This is a genomic window from Stieleria maiorica (genome assembly GCF_008035925.1).
GTDB lineage: Bacteria > Planctomycetota > Planctomycetia > Pirellulales > Pirellulaceae > Stieleria > Stieleria maiorica.
Genome location: NZ_CP036264.1, coordinates 9,352,535 through 9,374,632, shown reverse-complemented (window position 1 = coordinate 9,374,632; position 22,098 = coordinate 9,352,535). Strand labels below are relative to the sequence as shown.

Sequence of the window (22,098 nt, the reverse complement as noted above, 5' to 3'; positions counted from 1 at the left end):
ACAAGATAGGAACAGGTGCCGTATGCAAGTGAAGCTCAGGGTGATGACGGGGAGTCACGAGGGAACGGAAATCCCTATCAGCGGCGAGAAGTTCCTGATCGGTCGAAGCGAGTCTTGTCAGCTGCGTCCCAAGAGCGATTCGATCAGCCGAAAGCATTGCATTCTGGTCATCCGAGACGGTCGCCTGTTGATCCAGGACCTGAAGAGCCGCAACGGAACGTATGTCAATGAGAAACGCTTGCCCAGCGATCGCGCCAAAATCCTCTCCGCCGGCGATTCGCTGAAAATCGGCAAGTTGCTGTTCGAGGTCGTCATCGAACACGGGCTGAAGGGGCAGAAAAAACCGCAGGTCGCCGACGTGGGTGAGGCCGCCGCACGAACCGTCCAGGACAGCGACAGCCGATTCGAAGAGGTCGACGTGACCGGCTGGTTGGACGAAGCCGACCAAATCGACCGCGTCCGCAAGCTCGCCGACCCCGACACCCGCCAGTTCCGGATCGACGACCTCAAACGCGCCGAACAGGAAGAGGAAGAGGAAGACAGCGAGGAAGACTCCAAAGATACCTCCGGCGACAGCACCGAGCTTTCGGTCAATGACAGCTCCCTGCTGGAACGTTTGCGTGAACAAAAGAAAGCCAAAAAAGGCAAACTTCCCGAAGGCTTCAAAAAGGCGATGACGGACAGTTCCAAAGCCGCCGCCGACGACGCTTTGAAACGTTTCTTCAGCGGACGTTAACGTTTTGTCGCGTCGCCACAACCAGCCGACGCGCGGCCGATCCGACGCCGCCGACCTGCAACGCTCGATCACCAGCTCCGGCGGTGCGGTCCTGGAATCCGATGCCTCGCTCGCACGTCGCATCTTGGCCCAAGAAAGCGGCGCCTTCGCCGTCCTGGTCGACCGCTATCACGATTTCGTCTTTCGAATCTGTTTCGCGATCCTGCGTCATCGCCAAGACGCCGAAGACGCCACCCAAGACACCTTCAGCCGCGTCGCCCGGTACCTGGACCGTTGGGACCCGCGACGACCGCTGCAACCCTGGCTGGCCACGGTCGCCGGCAACCGCTCGCGCAGCCAGCTGGCCCGCCGCAAAGTCTACGCGCCGTTGAGCGCCGCCGCCGAACCACAATCGCTGGCGACCCGCCAAAACCATGCGGCCGATGCGATGCGTGAAGAAATCGTGTTGGCCCTGGGAAATTTGCCGGAGCGACAACGAATCGCGTTTGAGTGTTTTCATGAACACGCGATGCCCTATGCCCAAATCGCCCGGCAGATGCACTGTCCGATCGGAACGGTCAAGACGCTCGTCCACCGCGCCCGGCTTTCCCTGATCGAACAACTCCGTCAGCGAGAGGTTGTTCCAGGTGAATCAGCCGACACCCCGCCGCAGCCCAAAGGAGCCTCGCAATGAGATGCGACCAATTTCAAGATCGTTTGGATCTTCTGTTGGACCGGCGCGCCGATGTCCGCCGAGACGCCTTGCTGCGTGACCACGCCCACAAGTGCCCGACCTGTCACGACAGCCTGCAGATCTGGTGCACGATCGACGAACACATCAGCCCTGCCGCCGAACCTGATCGCGACGGGGCGTCCCACCCCAGGCCCCTCCCCTTTTCGAACACGGCAATCTGGGCCGTGGCCTGTGCGGCCGTCCTCATCGTCTGCGTCGGCCTGGCCGGTCTCTGGCGATCCTCCTCCCCATCAAACGACCGACTGATCGCGTCGACGAACCTCGGGCAACCCGTCGACCTTGGCCACGGCATCGACCCTGCCGATGACAAGCCTGCTGACGAAAACGTCGCTTCAACGCCCGATCCATTGCCCCCCTCGGCGGCCCTCAGCTGGCAGACCAGTCAATGGTGGAGTGCGATGTCGGACGAACCCTGGGTGGACCACACCCTTCCAGCCGTTAACTCCGTTCGAATCGGAGTCGCGCCGATCGGTCGTTCGATGAAACAGGCGATGGCGATCCTGATGATCCAAACCCAGGCGACTACGATCGACGCATCCAGCCTGGCACCGTCGGTCCAAGCCAAACCGTTCCAAGAACAAACCTCGACGGTCGCCCCCGAAACCGGACTCGCCTAGTCAGCCCGTAGCGGAAGTCGCCAACGGCTTATGGGTTTAATCGGATCACAGGAGGGGTCAGCCGTTTCGCGCAAGCGTACGGGTATCCGGCTATCCGGCATGAAGATGACTCACCAGTGCCCGCAGGCCCCGCGCCCAATGCCACCTACCCGATGAGCCGACGGCGCTAGCCGCGGGCCTTGGAGACGGCGCTAGCCGCGGGCCTTGGATTGCCCTTCCAGCTCCGTAAGGCCCGAGGCTAGCGCCGACGGCTCAGTTTGTGATCGAAAGGCGGATTCAATCAACAAACCGTTGGCGAGTCCCGCGACGCTACAATGAAGAGACGAAAACACATTCGCCGAGGCCATCCCACGATGACGCGACACTTGCCGCAACGACGCCATTCTCGCTGGACGACCACCGCCTGCGCTTTGGCAGCCGTCCTTGCGCTCAGCTCCATTGCCGACGCCGACCAGCGGATCGTGCTCAAGAGCGGGATCGCGTTGGAAGGCCTGTTCGCCGAGATCGCCTCGCTGAACGAAAACCCGTTCCAAGCCGGTGGTCAGGGCCAACCCAAATCACGCCCCATCCTGCTGGTCGACGATGGGTTGCGGCGTATTTACATCCACGAGCGAGGGATGGTCGCCGGTCCGCCGCAAGACGTTCGGGGGATCGAACGAACGATCGAATTCAAACAATCCGTTCCGCTGGGCGGCAGCCCGATCCAGGGCATCGGCGACATCCTGGGCGTGTCGGATTTCAATGAATACGGACGGAGGACGATCACGATCCGCGGCCCGACCGGCGAAGCGATCGACATCGTTCAAGGCATCACGGAGCTGAACTCGCGCTACGCCAAGGTCGAGGCGCTCAAGGCAAAACCGTCGTACGTGTGGGACATGCGGGTCGCGACCAGCTCGATCATGTCCGAAACGCTGCAAAACATCTTCCGTCAACGGATCGACCAATCCGATGTCAACGAGCGACTGACCGTCGTCCGTTTCTTCATCGAAGCCGAACGGTTTCGCGCCGCCGAAGAGGAACTGACGCGAACGATCCGTGCGTTCCCCGAACTGAAAGACATGAACACCCAATTGATCGGCATCGTCAATCGACAAGCCAATCAATTGATCGACGAAGCGGCACTGCGGGCCAGCGTGGGTCAGGAACAGTATGCCCGCAGCGTCTATCAACGCTTCCCGATGGACGCCGTCGGACGGATCACGCGCGAGAAAGTCAAAATCGCGGTGGAGAAACTGAGCGAAACCGACCGCCAAGTCAAAGAGCTGGTTGACGCCTTGCGCACGGACCTGGAGCAACTTCCCGAAGGCCAACGCGAGTCGCTGCAAAGCGTTTTTGCAGAGATCGAAAATGGCCTCAGCTCGGCAACCCTGCCCCGGCTGAACGATTACTCACGGTTGCGAAAGTCCGACACGGTGTCGCTGGATGAACGGGTCGCACTGGCAGTGGCCGGTTGGTTGATGGGGCCGGGATCGGGCGAACAGAACCTGGTCGTGGCGACGTCCTTGGTCAAAGTCCGCGATCTGGTCGCCGAATACCTGGGGCCGGCCGATCTGGTCCGACGGCCACAGATCCTGGAGGAATTGCGAACGATCGAAGGCGCACAAATCGAGTACGTCGCGCGGCTGCTGCCACAACTGCTGCCGGTCAAGTCATGGCCCGAGGGTTCGGCCGATCCGGACATCCCCGGCCTGTTTCGGATCGGCAGCACTGCCGCCACGGAGGCCGCAGAGCAGTCGCTGATTGACACTCCCGACTATGTGGTTCAGTTGCCGCCGGAATACGATCCGCTGCGCGAGTATCCGTGTTTGGTCGTGCTGGCACCGCCGGGCGCGCCGCCGGAATTAGAACTGGCATGGTGGGCCGGCGATTTTGCCCCGTCGCTGAATGCTCGGATCGGCCATGCGACGCGGAACGGTTACATCGTCGTCGCGCCGAAATGGGGACGCGATACCCAGCGAACCTATGAATACACGCCGCGCGAACACCATGCGGTGCTCTCCTCGCTGCGTCATGCGATGCGCCGCGCGTCGATCGATGCCGATCGAGTCTTTTTGGCCGGACACGGTGACGGCGCGACGGCCGCCTGGGACATCGCATTGTCCCATCCGGACCATTGGGCGGGCATGGTCAGCATCAACGGCGAACCGTCCAAAACGATTCAACATTACTTTCCCAACGCAGAACACATCCCGCTGTACTTTGTGATGGGCGAAGCGTCCGGCCCCAAACCGCCCTTGATTCGCATGGGCGCGGTCTTGGACGACTACATGAACGCGCGAAACGATGCCACCGTGGTGATGTACCGGGGGCGCGCTCGAGAGGATTTTTATGAAGAGATCCCCAAACTGTTCGAGTGGCTGAATGTTGCCACGCACGTTCGCAAACCCATGCCCCAGGACATCGACGCCCGCACCATGCGCAAGGGCGACCAGTACTTTTGGTGGTTGGAATTGGGACCACTGAAACCACTGGTGGAAATCAACCCGGTGCTCTGGGACCAGGCCGAACGCAAACGGGCCGGGACGGTCAATGCGTCGGTCGGCGGCGGAAACCAAGTCCGCATCGACGGCCCCAGCGACTCCTACATGCTCTGTCTGCGCCCGGAAATGGGAGTCGACCTGAACGAGCAAGTCGTCATTCGGCGCTCCCGAGATCGCGTCCCGGACTACTTTCGGTTTGACGGCGAACTGGAGACCATCCTGGAAGACACCCGGCGCCGCGCCGACCGCAAACGCCCCTTTTGGGCCAGAGTCCCCGTTCCCCTGAATGACTAGCCGGGAGCGGAAGCCACCAAGGCGTTCCCAGTCCGGTTGATGCCAGCGGGAAGCGTCACGGCCTGTTGATGTAATCAGCCGTTTGGCGCGAGCCTACGGGCGACAGTGCATTTTCTTGGTATTGGAGGCCCGTACGCTTGCGCGAAACGGCTGATCCCACGTGTGATCGAATAAAATCAACAGGCCGGTCAGCGAGCGGCCCGTCGATCACCCCGCGACCAAACAGTGGCCACTCGCTCACGCATCGTGCTAGCATGGATTTTGACGCGGCGATCAACCCGCCAAGCCGCGGCGGGTTTCGCGGACCAATTGCGGCAATCCACAACGGGGGGAAACTTGGGCAACCGAATTCGCTAAGGCCCTGATCCGCACCCTGTCGGGGCTGTGAAGGCGAGACCGATCACTCGCGGACAAAAAACTGGACGAACCTATTCCCGCCACCGACAATATGGCACTAAATCTGTCGAATTGCGTTTCAGAAAAAAGGGTGCATCCTTGACCGCGAACCGTTTCCCGGTTGTGGGGCTCCCTGTAAGTGAAGGCGATTGCCTTCTGCGTCGGCGGTGCCGCCCAGCGATCACCATGCTGCGAACACCGCCCCCACCATCCCATCAGTTGCCCACCTCAAAGATCGTCCCCTTCACCGGTCTTCCAACGACTCGGCGAGCGGCCTGTGCGGCAATCTGATTTCCTTACAACGCGACTGTCATTTTGTGCAAATCGGCTGAATTCGAATTCCTTTCCCCACCGGTCGGCGACGCCGACGCGGCGGATGATGTGGTGACATTGGGTCCCGATGATTTTCAACGAATCGGGATCCAACCCAAGGAAACTCGGCTTGCGGTGATCCGACGCGCGGCCAGCCGCGCCGCCGAATCATTGGCCAAACGACAGCTCCATGCCCCCAACGCGTTGACCGAGCAGCAACTTTCTCGGATCGCCGTTTCCACGTACCGATTGCTGGACCCGCGTCAGCGAACCGACCAGCATTCCCGCGCCCATGTCGGTCGAATTCGCCCGGCGGCCTTGTATCGAGCCGGTCGTGCGGAATTCGCCGACGGCCGGATTTTGATTCAGTCCTGTGAATCGTGCGAGACCTCGGTGGCAACCCACCACATCGACGAGGTCTGCAACCGACGCCCCCACGCGATCACCCCGCCGCCCTTGGAATGCCCGTTGCCGTCGGCCAAGCAATCGTTGACGCGACAACCGGTTGAAGGGAACTTGGTGGGTGCGAATCCGACCGGCCAGCCCGCCGATGGCGAGCTTCTGGATCGCGCCGTCGCACCCCGCGGATGGATCAACCGGCTGCGTCACCAGTGCACCCGCCCGGGTTTGATTGTGACCATGATCGTGGCCTTGTTGCTGACCGCCGGCGCGGTTTGGAATTGGGGACACAATCTGAACGCCTGGCCAGGAAGATCGCTGCCCTCGGCAAGTAGTCGTTGACACAGCAGCCGTTCCGACCTGTTGATTTAGTCATCGAATTCCAGAAGACACCCTCCCTGGAAGAGGTCGTGCGGTTTTTAACCTTAGAGATACTAGGCGTTTACACGCCCCCCCCTTGGCAGGAAGATTGCTTTGAGGTGGTGCGTTCAGGCAGGCTGTCTGAAGAATCGAAAAGGCCCACGGATAGCAGCGCGAACCCACGGATGTGATACGGCCTGGGATCCGTGGGTTCGCGCTGCTATCCGTGGGCAATCGACCTCCATGTGGTTCAGGGCAGCCGGAGAAATTTGGAAAAACCCCTTGGGATGAAGGACTTGTAAACCGCACGACCTCTGCAAGGGAGGGTGGCCTCCATCGCTTGAGACGCGAAGCCTTCACTTGATGCGTATGGGGTTTCGCCCTGACTTAGCGTGCTTGGCGTGGATGCCCCGTCGATCAGGCTTGAAGCGTGGCGGTCTTTGCAGCAGGTTACAATCAGACGCAGACAGAAGACTCGCTTCTTAACTTCATACGGACGATGGTGAATGAACGTCGCGACGGCAACGCCCACCGCTACGACTTTAAAAGAGTTGATCGAGAGCGGTTGGGAATCGAAAACAGTCAAGCAAGAGATCCGCGATAACTTCACGCGAATGCTTGCCGGCGGCGAGGAGCTGTTTCCGGGAATCGTCGGCTATGACGACACCGTGATCCCCGAGATCAATCTGGCCCTGCTGGCCGGCCACGACATGCTGTTTCTGGGAGAGAAGGGGCAAGCAAAAAGCCGCATCATGCGGATGCTGACGCGTTTCTTGGACGAGTGGATTCCCTACATCGATCACCCCGACCTGCCCGTCCACGAAGCCCCCACCCATCCGGTCACATCGCTGGGCAAACAACTGGTCCACACACTGGACCCCGACGAGATCAAGATCGCTTGGTGGCATCGTGACCACCGCTACTCCGAACGGTTGTCGCCGGGAACGAAGTTTGCCGACATCATCGGTGAAATCGATCCGGCCAAACTGACCGGCGGGGTCAGCATGAGTGCCGAAGAGGCGTTGTCGTTCGGGCTGATCCCGCGGATGCACCGCGGCATCTTTGCCATGAACGAATTGCCCGAGCTGGACGATCTGGTTCAAGTCGGCTTGTTTAATATTCTCGAAGAACGTGACGTCCAAATCCGCGGCTATCCGATCCGATTCGACCTGGACATCATGATCCTGTTCTCGGCCAACCCGGCGACCTACAACCGCAGCGGCAAGGTGATCCCGCAATTGAAGGACCGAATCGGGACGATCGTCCAGACACATTATCCGACCGAGCGCGATCAAGGAATTGACATCCTACGCCAAGAGATCGGTGAGGACTTAGGCGGCGAGTATCCGGTCCAAGTGCCCTACTTTATGTTTCAGTTGATCGAAGAGATCACCGAACAGGCGCGGCGCAGCAAGTTCATCGACCAGGCCTCAGGCGTTTCGGCACGATTCTCGCTCGCCAATTTTCGCACCATGATCGCCTCGGCCCGCCAACGCGGCATCCTGCACAACGAACGACCGGCCGTGCCACGGATCAGCGACTTGGGGCATCTGTACTCCAGTTCTCTGGGGAAACTGGAATTGGATCTGATGGGGACGCACCAGATGAGCGAACGGCAAGTCCTGGACGCCGTCGTCGCCAAAGCGGTCTCGGTGATCTTCGCTGAATACGTCGAAAAGCACGGGCTGGGCGAGATCGCGGAGATCTTCCGCAGCGGCGTCCGGGTCGAAGTCGGCGATCTGTTGCCCAGCAGCCAGTACGCCGAGCGATTGCAAAGTGTCCCACCGGCATGGGATCTGGCTTTTGAGGTCAACGCCAGTGAAAACGAAGCCGTTCGCGCCAGTTGCGTCGAGTTCGTTTTGGCGGGACTGTATAGCATGGATCGCATCAGCCGCGCCCAACGCCACGGCAAAATCGAATACGAAATCTAATTGCAATGAACCAGCAACGCGGCGGCCGAATCGGCGGCATCATCCACGCCTACCAAAAGTACGATCCGGCCACGTTCCCGCCGCCGAGCGAGCCGCCGCCGGATTTGGTCTCGCCCGCCTTCGAACAAGCGTTGATGTACGGCGAATTCCGTGAATTGAGCGAAGAGGAACTCGCCCGCGCGGTCCGTTTGGACCCCAGCCAGATCCAAGGACTCGGCCCGAGCATCGATTTTCTCAAGGCGATGCTGGAAGAGCGCAAACGCAAGATCTTGGAAACGTACGAAGCGAGGTCGGTCCAAAAGAAGGCCCGCAAGGCGTTTCACTCAGCCGCCAAGGATGTGCGCGTCCCCCGAAAGCTTGCCGAAACCTACCGCCAAGCGATCAACCGCGAACAACCCTACCTGCTGGAATCGCTCTGGTATCGCGCCGAAGACCACGGCGGTTCGCTGTCGACCGACCTGCTGAAAGTCGCCGCACGGATGGGTGACAAACACAACATCGAAGAACTGGCCAGCAAGTACGAGTTCACCGGCAACGAATCGATGTCGGTCCCCAAGGCACTGGAAATCAAGGAAGAACTCGAAAAAATCGACGAGCTGCTCAAACAACTCGAAGAGGCAGCCAAGTCGGCCCAGATCGGGCTGATCGATATGGACATGCTGGGCGAGTTCGCTCAACCGGGCGACATGGAACAACTCGAAGAGATGCGGCGGCAGGTCGAAAACCTGATCCGCGAAGAAGCCGAACGCCAAGGGTTGCAGCGTGATTCGGCCGGACAATTTCGCCTCACGCCCCATGCCTACAAGCTGTTCCAAGGCCGACTACTGGAGCGGATCTTCAGCGAACTCGCCCCCTCGCGAACCGGACGACATCAAGGCCCGGTCGTCGGCGAAGGTGTGGTGGAACTGCAGCAGACCAAACCGTACGAATTCGGTGATTCGGTCACCAACATGGACATCCCGCAGACGGTCATCAACGCCCTGCTCCGCCAAGGCGACCAGCGGCCCCTGCGGCTCCGCAGCGACGACATCGAAATCCACAAGACACGCAATCACCCCAAGTGTGCCACCTGCGTGATCATGGACATGAGCGGGTCGATGCGCTACGACGGCCAGTACATGAACGTCAAACGCATGGCGCTGGCCCTGCAGGGATTGATTCAATCGGAGTACCCCGGCGATTTTTTGCGTTTCATCGAAATGTACACCTTCGCCAAATTGAGGGCCCCCGGAGAAATCATCAATCTGATGCCCAAATCGGTGACGATCCACGACCCTTGGGTGCGATTGAAAGCCGACCTCAGCGATCCCGAAATCAGCGAAGCACAAATCCATCCCCACTTCACCAACATCCAACGATCGCTGCAATTGGCCCGCCAAAATCTGGTCAATTGCGACACCCCCAACCGTCAGATCGTGCTGATCACCGACGGATTGCCGACCGCGCATTGCGAAGGCGAATGGCTGTACATGCTGTACCCGCCGGACCCGCAAACCGAGCAAGCCACGATGCGTGAAGCCATGTTGTGCAGCAAAGACGGCATCACGATCAACATCTTCCTGGTGCCCAGTTGGTCCCAATCCGAAGAAGACATCCGGTTCGCCAACCGGCTGGCGCAATCCACCTCCGGACGCGTGTTCTTCACCAGCGGAAACAACCTGGATCGATTCGTCCTCTGGGACTACGTCCAAAACAAACGCGAAATCATCGCCTGATGCTAGGTGCGACGCGTCAGCCAGTGGCCGGCGCAGGCGGTGGTGTCGACTGCCCGGCCGCTCGCTGACCGGTCTGTTGATTTAGTCCGATCACACGTGGGATCAGCCGTTTCGCGCGAGCGTACGGGCTTCCAATACCAAGAAAACGCAGTGGCGCCCGTAGGCTCGCGCCAAACGGCTGATTAAATCGACAGGCCGTGACGCTTCCCGATGGCATGGATTGCCAGCACGTGGCGTCAGCCAGTGGCCCGCGCTGGCGGTGGCGTTGACTGACCGGCCGCTCGCTCACGCGTCGCACCTAGCATAGACAGTCTCCGTCCTCTCCGAGGTCCACGCGGAGCAGAGCTCCGCTTTTTCGAGCACGCCGAGTTCGGAGAACACGGCGCCCCTCCAAATGCATTGCCAAGGATGCAAATTGAGCCGAGGCGGGCGGTTAGTGTATCCCCCATACCCAACCCGCCATCGACTCAGGTTTGACATTGCTGGTCATCGGGCAGATTTTGTATTGAAAGTTCTGAATTGCGTTAAAGCCGTTGACGGGACGTCGAACTGACGTCACCGATCACGAAAAAACCTAATGAATTGGACCTGCGAGGCACGGATGCGCTCGGCGAGACACAGAGACGACAGCCAGAAATATTCCGCTCACGCTGCATCTCATGCGGCCGTCTGCATGACCGCCATCGCGACGATCAGTCTGGCGCTGTCGGGGTGTCGGAGCGGAAACCCGATCCGTTCGACCGTCCAAGTGACCGAGGATCCGACAGCCGTAGTCAGCGATTTGCAGGCGCCGGAGCAACGACTGGCCACGTCGACCACCGGCAAGGAACGGGGACTGGTCAAGGTCACCCGCGATTCGACCAAGGCGAACTTGGCCAGTAACGTTCAGAAAAAGCCCAGTGATGCTGCGGTCAAACCGCCGGCGCGGCAAGAAACATCTTCGCCCCACGCGAAGGCCGGGGCTCCGCAGACACAGATGAGTCTGACAGATGCGTCGCCCCAGAAGCGTGCAACCCACCCGACGCGTGCAACCGACGTCGATGTCTCCGACGCCGGTCTCGTCTCGGCGTCCCTGAGCGATCTGAGCGCGACGCACCAATCCAATCGGCCGAGCGATTCCGAAGCGACAGTCGGCGCGCGTCCTGTAGCGAGCCCCCGAGAACTCGCCAACGTATCGTCGCAGCGGCGAGCTGCCACGCAGCGACAGACCTTCAACCAGACCGAGCTTCCCCATGCGTTGACCGCAGCAATCGAACAATCGCTGAACGAACTTCCTGCGTTGCCCGATTCGCGGATGGTCGCAGGCGACCTGACCCCGGTACGTCTGGGAACCGGCGCCGACCAATTGGCACAGCTGGACGACCTGAGACCCGAACCCCAATCCGAACCGCGGGACAAAATTGCCGAAACATCGATCAATGACGCCCCTGTCGACGATCTGGTGGCAAGCCCATCCGCAGTTGCTGCGAACAATACCGCTGCGAACAATACCGCAGCGAACAATACCGCTGCGAACAATACCACAGCGAACCACTCTCAAGCCGGCAAACCCGCGTCCGGCAAACCGGATACGAATGAGCCGGTCGCCAATGAGCCCCTCGTCAGCGAAGCGGTCGCCAAGGTGCCCGTGACCGCTGACTCGTTGGCCAGCCAACCTGCGGTCGGCGAGCCTGTGGCGCCGCCTCCGTCAAACACACAGCGAACACCCGCGACCGAGCCATTACTTGCCGCTCGGGAATCTGCCCAGGAAGATCCCAGCGTCGTGATGAATGCCAACCAGGTACAACCGGCATCGCACGCCGGCGACGCCGGCAAATTGGAGGTCGCCAGCCACCAGCAGGTGGCAGACGAGGAACGGATCGCCCCCGAAGTTGTGACTCCCGAGGCCATGTTGGCCGATTTGTCCGAGACGGAGTTGTATCAACAGCTTTTGAATCGAATTTCACAACCCCAGGAGGGTGAAAGCCCGACTCAACGCGAACGACGGCAGATCGTGATGCGTCACCTGATGGTGTTGGCCGGTCAGCCGGAAGACGCGCTCCAATCGATGCAGGGATTGAACCCGACCGAACAACTGTACTTGCAGAATCAGTTGATGGGTCTGTGGACGATGATCGATCCCGAGGGCCATCCGTCATCCGGTCGGCGGATCACCGAGGCCTTGCCGAAGTTCCGTGAAGCGACAAGACACATGGCGACCGCAACCGACTCCCTGTCCCTGAACAGTTTGGAGTTCTGCACCGAGATCGAATCGTATGGCCAGATCAAGCCGTTCGAGGGCAACCGATTCGTCGCCGGACAGCAGGTGATCTTGTACTGCGAAATCGAGAACTTTGCCGCCGAAGATCACGGCGGTTACTTCCAAACACGCTTGCAAGGAAGCTACGACATCTACAACGCCGACGGGACCAAGGTGATCAGTCAGTTGTTGCCCGTCGATCAACAACGCTCACGCAATCGACTGCGCGACTACTTCGTCGCCTATCAAATGAACCTGCCCAAAGGCTTGCCGCACGGGACGTACCGATTGCAACTGACGATCGAAGACGTCGTCGGCAAAAAGTACGGACAGTCCAGCATCCCGTTTGAGATCCGCTAGGGCAATTGTCAGTGGGATACTGTGCCGATGCGCTCCGATTGGTCGCCGTGTTCTCCGAACTCGGCGTGCGCGCAAAAGCAGAGCTTTTCCATGCGCCGACCTCGGAGAGGACGGCGACTGTCCGGCCCGAATCTCACCGTCCGCCGGCCCGCTTGCGCTCGCGGAATTGGCGAAAAATGTCGACCAGCGCCCAGTCGAAACTCATCTGACTGGCTTCGGCGTGACGAAGTGCGGCGGCATTGGTTTGATCGGCCGTTTGCGGGCGGGGAGGCTGGACGCGCGTCAGGGCGCTGATCAACGGCGAGCCCAATACCAACAGCAACGCCATGACCAGGGTCACCTGGACCGTTCGTCGCTGGTTGCGTGTTCGTCCGACCGAATCGGAGGTGTGCTCGAGCACTTCGTCGCGATGGCGGCGTCCGGGCAGGATCGCGCCACCGAGCGCGGCAATCTGACGCTCAACCGACGCATAATCATCGCCGAGCGGCGTCCCTTTTCGTCCATCGTGATGCATCGTCATCGCACCAGCTCCGCAATCGGTTGCGACGACGCCGCCGGTTGGGCCTCCGGATCGGCCGCACTGGTACGAGCGAGTTTGCCGGCCAGTTTCTCCAACGCATACCGATAGCGACTGGCGGCGGTCGAGGGGGTGATCTGCAAGACTTCGGCGATTTCGGCAAACGTCAATTGTTCCCAAATCTTCAACACCACGACCTCGCTTTGCGGCGCGGGCAACGATGCCAACGCGTCCCAGACCAACCGATTCTCGTCATCGCGTTCAACGACATTGATCGAGCGGCCGATCAATCGGTCGGCGATGGAACCGATCGCGGACCAGCGCGATCGCGAACGCAAGATCACCAGCGACTCATTGCGGACCATCCGCAACAGGTAGTGCCAGGGACAGTCGGCGGACACCAGCAACTTGGGCCGCGAGGCGACTTTCACCATGGTCGCGCTCACCGCGTCTTCGGCGTCGTGCTGGCGGCGCGTGATGGAGGCCGCAAAACGGACCAGCCGATCGGCCGTCAAATCGTACAACTGGGCCATCGCCAGCGTCTGCGCAGACGATTCTCGCTCGCCCGCAATCTGGCGGGCGGCTTGGCGGATTTGGGCGTTCAACGGGGCATCGTTAGGCATGACGCCCTCCATGATGCGCCTCGGCCGCCGATTTGTCTAACAAAATCCGATTTTGGTCAGATTCCTCTCTTTCGATCACAAACTGAGCCGTAGACGCTAGCCTCGGGCCTTACAAATCTCGAATGGCAATCCAAGGCCCGCGGCTAGCGCCGTCGGCTGATCGAGTAGGTGGCATTGGTCGCCAGCCTACGGACCTCCATCGACGCTGGGGCCTCCATCGACGCTGGGGCCTCCATCGACGCTGGGGCCTCCATCGACGCTGGGGCCCGAACGCTTGCGCGAACCGGCTGATGTCACTTGTGTTTCGTCGCCCGATGGCTGCTGTGATTCGACCAGCCATCACGGAATGATCTCGCGGGAATTCTGAACCAACGCAAAACCTCGATTTTGCACAGCCCAACCTCCGCCTCAAATCGCATCTCCGTGTGTGGCGGGAGCCACGCCTGCAGTGCGTTCCGAGGCAGAGCCTTGGAACGAGGTATCCCCGCTTTCCCCCGTACCGGACGTCGCGACGCCAATCCAGCGAGACCGCCCCTACAACAGCGTGTCGCCCAGGAACTTGGCCGTGTCGCTCTGGTAGAAATAGTTCAAATGGTGCACGGTCGCGGACTGGCCGAAATCCATGACTCGCGAACCGGGGATCTTCAATTCGTCGGCCAAGTTGATCATCGAAGGGGTGTCGACGACCAAATCGTTGGCACCGTCAAACAATGCATCCGCGGCGGCGTTGACCACACGTTCTTTGCGGAACATCCGCCAAAACTTCCAGGCCGGATCGACGGGCTGGAAATCCGACCGGACCGCATAATAACGTTCGGTTTGCGACAGCGGCGTATCCAACAACCGCCGCAGTTCGGGGTTGTTGCCGACGCGTGACATGCCGAACAAACCGGGCACCATCGCCATCGCCGCATCGGCCACCGGCGTTCGTGCCGCCAGGTTGGTGATCGACGTGACGACGCGCAACATCGCCTCGACGACCGAAAAGACTGGAATCGCAAGCGCGGTCAATCCGGCCGCGGTCTTGAGCGCCCGCGAGAACTGTGTCAACAGATGAATCGTCTCGCGGATATTCGGCGGTGCGGCCAAGCCCGTCCCCGCCAACGGCGAACCGACGAAGATTGATTTATCGCAGCGGCGGGCCAGCGGATCAAACGTCTCGCACCACCACCGCGACACCAACCCGCCGCGGCTGTGGCTGACCAGATGGATCGTCGCTTCGCTGGCACCGATGGCACGCTGCAGATCAAACGCGTTCAAGATCGGCCCGACCGACAGCGTCGGATGATCGAAGGTGAAGACGTTGCCGTTGTAACGCCGCAGGGCCTGATCAAGAAATTCGCCACCGCGTTCGTTTTTTTGGTCCAACAATCCGGCGATCATGTTCTCGCTGTTGCTGAACGTCCCGTGCACGAACACCAGTGCCTGCCCCGAATCGGGAAACTCCGCCGGCCGCAGCGTCTTGGTGTCACCGTCCAGACGCCGCAAACCTCGATGGGGCGTCAATTTTTCGTCGCGATGGGTCAGGAACTGGGTGATCTTGGACGGCGGCAACCGCTCGAATTCCAACTCCATCGCATCGAATGTCTCACGGGCCTTGATCGACGGCGTGCCGCGAAAGCGTCCCAGATCCGGCGGCATCGCGGTGACGTCTTCCCAGTCCAAGATGCCGTCGTCGTCGACCAGTTGCAGACGAACCACGGGCGTCCGCTGATCCGCCGGTACGCTGGTTGTCGTGCGAACCCGTGTCCGCTCGGGTTGCTGCACCAGCGGCTGAACTTGGCTGCTGCCGCCGGTGGCCGCACGCGCGATCTCAAGAAACTTGCCGTCCATGTTGGACCTCCTAGCCGACGTGATGATCGGAAAATCGAAGGGGCAGCGGTGTGACACCGTCGTCGGCTCGGGCACTGACCAAATCGATCATGGCGCGAAACGCGCGACTGCGTTTTTTGTAGAAGTGACCGCGCCCCTCGTCAATCGCCGCGCCGAATCCTTTTCCCGTCGTCAACGCCACCGTCTCGATCGGCACCAATTCACCGCGATCGACAAACCCTTTGATCTCCGCATACGTTTTCGGACCCGACACCCAACGCTGCGATCCGTCATCACGCGGCAGTTCACTTTCACCGGTCTGGGCCGGCAGATCTTCGGTGACCACATCCAAAAAACGGCGATGGGCACTGACGTCTTTCCAATAGCCGACGAAGACGTGTCCGTGCAACAGGAACAACACGGGATGCACTTCGATCCACTCCAAACACGACGCCATCACGATCGCCAAATCGACACAGGTGCCGAAACCGCCGCCGATGGTTTCACCGGGTGTTCGTAACCGCTGGGTAAAGTCGGCGTACGACGGCGGCGGATTGATGTAGCGCAGCTTTGCACCGAGCAACAGCGCCGCCCAAATCGATCGCACTTGCCGATCCACACCCGCCCAACACTCCAGCCCCGAGGCGAACCCGTCGTAGCTTTGGTAGCCGTCGAATCCGGCTCCGACCCGATCGTTCAAACATTGCAAATAGCCCTGGGCGACGTCGATGGTCCGTGCCACCGCCGGGTCGCGAGGTTGCACGAACGATGGCAACCAGCCGATCTGCGAAGCATCCAACGTCCACTGATCCATCGGGGCCAACCAGATCGAATGGGTGTGACGGTACAACACCTGGTCGTGCCAACGCAGATCGACGAACAGGCTGGTTTGGACACGTTCGTTGATCTCGCGAAACACGTCGCCGGTCAGCGGCAACGTCACCCGGTCGGCCAGATCGTAGCGATAGGTCCGCGTGCTCAAATCCAATCTTGATCGAAACGGATACGAATCGACGCCGACGTGCAATTGGACCTCCAGTTCCAAGTCATCGATCTGGGTGATCGCGTCGCGCTGGTCATCGTTCGGGTTCAACCGCAACGTCAGCTGGTCAAAGACGCTCTGGCCGTTGTGGAGCGACGAGTAGTTGATCTGCTTGTGGGGCCGCACCGAAACCTGCACCAAATCGCGGATGCGCACCTGATCGGGATCGGCCGAACGCGCGACAGAGCTCCGCAGCGGCCGCGGCGGCGACTTTGACGCGGCCGCACCAAAACATTCCCGCCCGATTTCCGCCGCCGCAGAAACCAACGAATCGGCCGACCAAAGCACGATGCTGCTGCCGCGAATCCGTGGTCGATAGGCCGCGATCGATTCCCACCCGCTGCAAAACGCCGCCAGGATGTTCCACTGGGAATCAGCATACGCGCGATAGAAGTGCAGGAAGAAAATCTCGGCGACCGCCTCGTCAAACGTGTGTTGGAACCCGATCGCCGACCGCGCACCGGCGTGAATCGTCATCGGGGCCAATCGCGCCGCGGAGTCCCAACACTGCAATCCGACCAACAACGGATTCGGCGAACCGCGGTTCAGCAACCGTGCGATCACTTCGGCGCGGTATTCCTTGGCCTCGCTGGAAGGATCGGCCAGATACAGCCCGTCGCGGACCCCTGACAGGTTGCCGCCCAACCGCTCGCGACCGCTGCGATTATCGAACCCGGTCACGTGCACGATGTCCGGGGCTACCGATTGAATCTCCTGACCGAATTGCCTTTCGGTCGGGTTTTCCAAAACCGAGATCGTTTCGCAGTCGAGTGCCTGAAGCCCTCCGGTGACCAGCTGGCGTTGGGCGGAGAAATTGAAGTGCCGCGCCAGTCCACCCGGCGCCGTCTCGATCACCACCAACCGTTTCGGTGTCCGCGTGCGTTTGCGACGGCCGGTTCTCAGATGCCGAACCACCAAGATCGCGTCGTCAACACGATAGGGTTTGGTCGCCGCCGCCAACACGTACTCCCAGGGCAAGATCCTGGATTCCCAGTGCTGGTCGGTGTCGGAATCGGGCACCGAGACCTCCACGATGCCCTTGAGCCGGCGGAGATGTTTGGCGGTGACGCCTAGCGAGCGGAGGTCGCGCTGCAACCGCATCGTCTGTCGCTTTCGAGCCGCCGGATCATCGGCCCAACGATGCCGTTGGCGAACGACATAGTTCCAACGCATCGCGAACGCTTGCAGGGGCGGCCCGCAGCGGATGCGACAAACCTCGGACTCGCTGGTGCGTAAGACGACGCTGGACATCGGTCCTCCTGGATCGGGATCGACCGCGCGGCCGATCGCCGCCGATCAGTTTTCGAAGAACGGGTTCACCATGCTCCCGTCGGCGGCGCGCCGGGGCGTGACGGTTGGTCGGTCCGGTCGAACGCTGGACCGAGGCTTGATGCGGATCGTCGAGGCAGCTGGCGTCTTTTGGTCGGTCGCATCAGCGTCGATTGATTCGCTCGGCTGCGACGGTTCTGCGTCTTCCTCGGATGGAAAACTGACTTCGACGATTTCGGGAACCTCGATCTGGTCGAGCGTCTGCTGCTGTTCGTCCAGTTCCGCGATCATCGCGTCCACTTTCTCAAATTCTGCCTGCAGCCGATCACCGCCGACATCCAACCCCGCCCCCAGAATCGAAAACGGAATCAGCGCAACCAAAATAATCGCCGCCATTCCGAACGCGGATAAGAACGAATTGACGATCCAAATCCCCAGCGCGCGGAACAGTCCGCAATTGGCGGCCGTCGAAACCATGTACAGCGTCACGAACCAGGTGAGCGGCGTGACCAGCAACACCGCGGTTTCCCCGAACAGGCTTTGCGTCCCGACGACAAGAAAGCAGTTGACGAAGGTGATCGCCAACAACCAACCGAAACACGCCAGATAGCTCGGGGACGCTTTACCCAGCCAAGCGATCGACAGCTTCAGTGTGCCAGCCATCATGGCAAAGGTCACGAAGAGGACAGCCCCGATGATCGCAAACCCGATCGCGCCGAGGGCCAAGTACTGTTCCTGTGGGATGTCCTGAGCGATGTATTGCATGGAAACACTTGCCGGCGAGTGAAGAAGGACGGTTTTCAACGGAAGGTCGAAAACCGTACGTCAACAATCTCGCCTCGGGGCGGACAACTCATCCGCCCGCTGGGTGGGCAGCGTCAGAGGTGCAAGTGTGAAGCGGCAGAACCGTCACAACCGGTAAAGTGCGAGCGTTTCGTCAACGTTTGATTCTGCAGTAGCGGAACTCGCCAAGAGTTTCGCCAAGCGATACAAGCACGACGCGCAAGCGAGTGAGCTTCCGCTTTTGACGTGTCGATGGAGATTGATTTCTCGCTGGACAGCGCCACCTTGACGTCGCGACGCTCGATGCGACTGTGGAAAGCGCCGGGGATCCACCTTCTGGCGAAGGTAGCTACGTTGGCACAGCGCATCGATGGTGCAATGACAGGCTTGAAGCCTGTCCCACGCTGCGTTCAGCCCAGTCGCTCGATCAGCGCGAACGATAACTCGTCGATCTTGACCCGCGTCTGCTCGAGCGAATCTCGATCGCGGATCGTGACGGTCTTGTCGCTCAGCGATTCGCCATCGACGGTGATGCAGAACGGGGTGCCTGCTTCATCCTGACGGCGGTATCGTCGGCCGACGGCACCCTTGTCGTCGTAAAAGACGTTCATGTGCTGCTTGAGTTCGCCATAGATCTCCTGAGCGACTTCGGGCATGCCGTCTTTTTTGACCAACGGGAAAACGGCGGCCTTGATCGGCGCCAGCCGCGGATGCAGCTTCATCACCGTCCGCGTTTGCATGTTCCCCTTGTCATCGGGCGCTTCGTCTTCGGTGTACGCTTCACACAAGAACGCCAGCACACCGCGATCGGCACCCGCGGACGGCTCCACCACGTGCGGCACGAATTTTTCGTTGGTCGCTTCATCGCGGTACGAAAGGTCTTTGCCGCTGCCGCGATACTTCGGCTTGCCGTGCTCGTTCAGCTCGACCTGCATCGGCTGGCCTTCGGGCGAATCGGGATTCAACTTGCCCTCCATATGGCTTCGCAAGTCGAAATCACCGCGGTGGGCGATGCCTTCCAGCTCGCCGTACTCACCCGGCGGCAAGAACGGGAACGCGTACTCGATGTCCGCCGTCCCGACGCTGTAGTGGGCCAACTCGGCCGGTTCGTGTTCACGCATGATCAACGATTCGCTGGACAACCCCAATTCGGTGTACCAGGCCATCCGGCGATCACGCCAATAACGGTACCAGGCTTGCGACTGATCCGGCGGGCAAAAGAACTCGATCTCCATCTGTTCAAACTCACGCGACCGGAACGTGAAGTTACGCGGCGTGATTTCGTTGCGAAAACTCTTTCCGATCTGGCCGATGCCGAAGGGGACTTTCACGCGTGACGAATCGAGCACGTTCTTGAAGTTGACAAAAATCCCTTGAGCGGTCTCCGGACGCAGGAACGTGGTGTCGTCCTCACCGCCGAGCGCCCCGAGCGTCGTTTTGAACATCAAGTTGAATTCACGCGGCTCGGTCAACGTGCCCAGGGACTTCGCGTCGGGGGCGAGCACCGATTCGGTGTCATCGAGCTGGTCCAAGGTCAACGATTCATCAGAAATCGTCAGCTCGTCGGCGTTCTTGGCGCGAAGCTTGAAAAACTTCATCGCACGGCGCCGGACTTCATCGAGCTCCTGTTCGACTTCGGCCAGCGTGGAGACGAAGATCTTTTTGTCGCCCCGCTCGCACCAGCGGCCGCGAACCTGGTCGAACCGGTAGCGTTTCTTGGACTCCCGGCAATCGACCATGTGATCGTGGAACAGGTCGTAGTGGCCGCTGCACTTCCAAACCTGGGGGTGCATGATGATCGTGCAATCCAGACCGACCATCTCGAAGGGCGCCGGGGCCCCCGCGGGAGCCACCAGGTCGTTGTGGCCGCGGATCATGTCCTGCCACCACGCCTCCTTCAAATTCCTTTTCAGCTCAACCCCCAGCGGACCGTAGTCCCAAAACCCCTGGACGCCGCCATAAATCTCGCTGGATTGGAAAAGGAAGCCACGTCGCTTGCACAGCGACACGATTTTGTCCATCGATTTCATGGTCAGACAGATCGAAAGGTTGGGGAAAGGGGGAGGAAGAATCTCGAATTGGAAGAATGTACGGGCAACCGCTGACGAGCGGGAGGTCAGCTCGGCCCCGGCATGTGGTTTTGGGGAGGCTGGGCCGAAAAAGAGTCAAAAAATGGGCTAGACAGTCGCCGCCCTCTCCGAGGTCGGCGCGGGGCAAAGCTTCGCTTTTTTGATCCGCCGAGTTCGCAGAACACGGCGACCCTCGGAACGCATCGTCAAGTGCGCAGACAGAGCTGCGATAGAACACTTGGTTGCTTTCGCACGGCGATTCCCGGCCGCTGCTTCGCAGCCACGGTGAGCGGCTGAAGCCTATACACGAGCGCGTCGGACTCGATTCCTAATACCGCGAGGTCGTCGGATAGGGCAGCGGGGTGGCGATTTGGCTGTTCGCGTTGGTCCGGGCGGCATCCAAATTGGAATTGATTTGGCGGCTGAGCGCCGCGACGCGCTCGGCGATCATCGGCTGGGTGTTGTTCAGCGCCAGTGCCCGCTGATAGTTCTGCAGCGCCTGGGGCAGATCCCCATCGGTTTCTCTCAGCCGCGCCAGCGCCAGCCAGGCCCGAGAATTGTTGGCGTCCAGTTGCACCGCATCCTCCAGGTATTTTAGCGCCGTCCCCGACTCCCCGGCCTCTTCGTACAACCGTGCCAGCTCCACCCGCGGCTCAGACGCCTGGGGGTTGCTGGAGGCCCAGTTCTTGATCAAGGCGAAAGCGCGGTCCGGCCGCCCGGTATCCATCAACAACACCGCCAACCCGCGGTGGCACTCGATATGGTTCGGATCGTGGTCGAGACACTGGTTGTAGAGCGCCTCGGCATTACGGAAGAGCGCTTCGTCATTCCGCTGGCTGGCCAATCGGTGAGTCGTCGCGGCAAGATTGTAATAGCCATCAGGATTAGTGGGGTCTTCGGCCACCACCTGCTGAAATTGCTGTAGCGCCGCAGTGTACTGTCCCTGCTGATGAAGCTGGGCCCCCAAGACGTTCTTGCCACTCGCGGTCCAGCTACATCCGGCCGATACCAGCAGGGGCGCCGCCGCCAGCAACAGGATCGCCGCGCGTTCAACGAGGAAAAAACGATTCCGCGAGCGGGAGCAACCACCCCGACGGGCGGTTTTGCATTCGGCTAGAAGAGTCATTAGGCTGCCATCCTGACATGGTGCGACCGCATCCAACGAGGGGGAACATCTCTACCCCGCGGAGGATTCGCGGCCAAAAGGGCGTCGCATCGTGCAGTGGGACGGTATCAACCGGCGCGGAAAGCTCGCAAGAGAGGAACTTTCCCGCGTCAGAACACGTCGAACGGGGCACGCGTGAGCTCGTGATGCGAATCTGCAAGGATTAGGACGGTCGTAACGCTCACTATCGACAGCCCAAACCCCGTGAGAAACGCGTTTTTCGTTGCGGATCGACACGGCCTA

General features: G+C 60.5%; 15 protein-coding genes. 8 read left to right on the top strand and 7 right to left on the bottom strand.

Features of this window, described 5'->3' with window-relative positions; translation table 11 throughout:
• The first annotated feature begins 22 nt into the window (after positions 1 to 22).
• The 8 genes from Mal15_RS32020 to Mal15_RS31985 all read left to right on the top strand — a co-directional run bounded on the left by Mal15_RS32020 (position 23) and on the right by Mal15_RS31985 (position 12,575).
• The gene (locus Mal15_RS32020; protein ID WP_147871450.1) at positions 23 to 736 is read left to right on the top strand and encodes an FHA domain-containing protein; all 714 of its coding nucleotides are present in this window, start codon (positions 23 to 25) and stop codon (positions 734 to 736) included.
• A gap of 4 nt (positions 737 to 740) precedes the next feature.
• Positions 741 to 1,409 (top strand): RNA polymerase sigma factor, encoded by a 669-nt coding sequence (locus tag Mal15_RS32015; RefSeq protein WP_147871449.1) that lies wholly within the window; start codon positions 741 to 743, stop codon positions 1,407 to 1,409.
• Positions 1,406 to 2,086, top strand: coding sequence for a hypothetical protein (locus tag Mal15_RS32010; RefSeq protein WP_147871448.1), 681 nt, complete (start codon positions 1,406 to 1,408; stop codon positions 2,084 to 2,086). The genes Mal15_RS32015 and Mal15_RS32010 overlap by 4 nt, the downstream gene beginning before the upstream one ends.
• A gap of 353 nt (positions 2,087 to 2,439) precedes the next feature.
• Positions 2,440 to 4,863: a carboxylesterase family protein gene (locus Mal15_RS32005; protein ID WP_147871447.1), complete on the top strand. Its 2,424-nt coding sequence runs from the start codon at positions 2,440 to 2,442 to the stop codon at positions 4,861 to 4,863.
• Between the two features lie 711 nt (positions 4,864 to 5,574).
• Positions 5,575 to 6,312 (top strand): hypothetical protein, encoded by a 738-nt coding sequence (locus tag Mal15_RS32000; RefSeq protein WP_147871446.1) that lies wholly within the window; start codon positions 5,575 to 5,577, stop codon positions 6,310 to 6,312.
• Positions 6,313 to 6,836: 524 nt separating this feature from the next.
• Positions 6,837 to 8,261 (top strand): magnesium chelatase, encoded by a 1,425-nt coding sequence (locus Mal15_RS31995; protein ID WP_147871445.1) that lies wholly within the window; start codon positions 6,837 to 6,839, stop codon positions 8,259 to 8,261.
• A 5-nt stretch (positions 8,262 to 8,266) separates the two neighbouring features.
• Positions 8,267 to 9,976, top strand: a complete 1,710-nt coding sequence (locus tag Mal15_RS31990; RefSeq protein WP_147871444.1) for a vWA domain-containing protein — start codon at positions 8,267 to 8,269, stop codon at positions 9,974 to 9,976.
• Between the two features lie 673 nt (positions 9,977 to 10,649).
• Positions 10,650 to 12,575 (top strand): hypothetical protein, encoded by a 1,926-nt coding sequence (locus tag Mal15_RS31985; protein ID WP_147871443.1) that lies wholly within the window; start codon positions 10,650 to 10,652, stop codon positions 12,573 to 12,575.
• Positions 12,576 to 12,708: 133 nt separating this feature from the next.
• Here Mal15_RS31985 and Mal15_RS31980 read toward each other — a convergent pair whose 3' ends face one another.
• From Mal15_RS31980 to Mal15_RS31945, 7 genes are all read right to left on the bottom strand, one after another.
• Positions 12,709 to 13,095, bottom strand: a complete 387-nt coding sequence (locus Mal15_RS31980; RefSeq protein WP_147871442.1) for a hypothetical protein — start codon at positions 13,093 to 13,095, stop codon at positions 12,709 to 12,711.
• Positions 13,092 to 13,715 carry an RNA polymerase sigma factor gene (locus Mal15_RS31975; RefSeq protein WP_199773773.1) on the bottom strand — a complete coding sequence of 208 codons (624 nt, stop codon included), beginning with the start codon at positions 13,713 to 13,715 and terminating at the stop codon, positions 13,092 to 13,094. The genes Mal15_RS31980 and Mal15_RS31975 overlap by 4 nt, the downstream gene beginning before the upstream one ends.
• 534 nt (positions 13,716 to 14,249) lie before the next feature.
• Positions 14,250 to 15,548: an esterase/lipase family protein gene (locus Mal15_RS31965; RefSeq protein ID WP_147871440.1), complete on the bottom strand. Its 1,299-nt coding sequence runs from the start codon at positions 15,546 to 15,548 to the stop codon at positions 14,250 to 14,252.
• Positions 15,549 to 15,558: 10 nt separating this feature from the next.
• Positions 15,559 to 17,820, bottom strand: coding sequence for a hypothetical protein (locus tag Mal15_RS31960; RefSeq protein WP_147871439.1), 2,262 nt, complete (start codon positions 17,818 to 17,820; stop codon positions 15,559 to 15,561).
• A gap of 45 nt (positions 17,821 to 17,865) precedes the next feature.
• Positions 17,866 to 18,642: a hypothetical protein gene (locus Mal15_RS31955; protein WP_233903153.1), complete on the bottom strand. Its 777-nt coding sequence runs from the start codon at positions 18,640 to 18,642 to the stop codon at positions 17,866 to 17,868.
• A gap of 389 nt (positions 18,643 to 19,031) precedes the next feature.
• A complete protein-coding gene (locus tag Mal15_RS31950; RefSeq protein WP_147871437.1) occupies positions 19,032 to 20,642 on the bottom strand; it encodes a glycine--tRNA ligase in 1,611 nt (536 codons plus the stop codon).
• A gap of 376 nt (positions 20,643 to 21,018) precedes the next feature.
• Positions 21,019 to 21,816, bottom strand: coding sequence for a tetratricopeptide repeat protein (locus Mal15_RS31945; RefSeq protein ID WP_147871436.1), 798 nt, complete (start codon positions 21,814 to 21,816; stop codon positions 21,019 to 21,021).
• Positions 21,817 to 22,098 lie beyond the last annotated feature (282 nt).

What these genes read in the sequence shown, in the direction of transcription:
- Mal15_RS31950 (WP_147871437.1), bottom strand. Translation starts at nt 20,642, where the DNA reads ATGGACAAAATCGTGTCGCTGTGCAAGCGACGTGGCTTCCTTTTCCAA.
- Mal15_RS32020 (WP_147871450.1), top strand. Translation starts at nt 23, where the DNA reads ATGCAAGTGAAGCTCAGGGTGATGACGGGGAGTCACGAGGGAACGGAA.
- Mal15_RS32005 (WP_147871447.1), top strand. Translation starts at nt 2,440, where the DNA reads ATGACGCGACACTTGCCGCAACGACGCCATTCTCGCTGGACGACCACC.
- Mal15_RS31985 (WP_147871443.1), top strand. Translation starts at nt 10,650, where the DNA reads ATGACCGCCATCGCGACGATCAGTCTGGCGCTGTCGGGGTGTCGGAGC.
- Mal15_RS32010 (WP_147871448.1), top strand. Translation starts at nt 1,406, where the DNA reads ATGAGATGCGACCAATTTCAAGATCGTTTGGATCTTCTGTTGGACCGG.
- Mal15_RS31945 (WP_147871436.1), bottom strand. Translation starts at nt 21,816, where the DNA reads ATGACTCTTCTAGCCGAATGCAAAACCGCCCGTCGGGGTGGTTGCTCC.
- Mal15_RS31990 (WP_147871444.1), top strand. Translation starts at nt 8,267, where the DNA reads ATGAACCAGCAACGCGGCGGCCGAATCGGCGGCATCATCCACGCCTAC.
- Mal15_RS31965 (WP_147871440.1), bottom strand. Translation starts at nt 15,548, where the DNA reads ATGGACGGCAAGTTTCTTGAGATCGCGCGTGCGGCCACCGGCGGCAGC.
- Mal15_RS31960 (WP_147871439.1), bottom strand. Translation starts at nt 17,820, where the DNA reads ATGTCCAGCGTCGTCTTACGCACCAGCGAGTCCGAGGTTTGTCGCATC.
- Mal15_RS31995 (WP_147871445.1), top strand. Translation starts at nt 6,837, where the DNA reads ATGAACGTCGCGACGGCAACGCCCACCGCTACGACTTTAAAAGAGTTG.
- Mal15_RS31975 (WP_199773773.1), bottom strand. Translation starts at nt 13,715, where the DNA reads ATGCCTAACGATGCCCCGTTGAACGCCCAAATCCGCCAAGCCGCCCGC.
- Mal15_RS31980 (WP_147871442.1), bottom strand. Translation starts at nt 13,095, where the DNA reads ATGACGATGCATCACGATGGACGAAAAGGGACGCCGCTCGGCGATGAT.